At 68.8% G+C, this 237-nt stretch carries 1 protein-coding gene; it reads left to right on the forward strand.

All coding sequences use genetic code 11. From position 1 onward, the window contains the following. Window positions 1-37: 37 nt before the first annotated feature. The coding region (locus LH128_RS30740; protein ID WP_008833594.1) for an IS66 family transposase at window positions 38-237 on the forward strand (200 nt) is incomplete at its 3' end.

Below are 237 nucleotides of genomic sequence, written 5' to 3' on the forward strand. Positions count from 1 at the left end.
CGGCGCCCCCCCCCCCCCCAGCCGATCAAGCGGGGACATGAGCCCGCCTGCCGTGGCGTTCCGCTTCACGACCGGGCGCGGCGGTAAGCATCCGGCGGCCCACCTTGCAGGTTACCGTGGATACCTTCAAGCCGACGGTTATGCTGGCTACAACGCGCTGTATCATGACCCCAAGACCAAGGCGCCGCGCGGCGTGATCGAGGTCGGCTGCTGGGCGCATGCGCGACGCAAGTTCAC

Source organism: Sphingomonas sp. LH128 (genome assembly GCF_000293195.2).
Taxonomy (GTDB): Bacteria; Pseudomonadota; Alphaproteobacteria; order Sphingomonadales; family Sphingomonadaceae; genus Novosphingobium; species Novosphingobium resinovorum_A.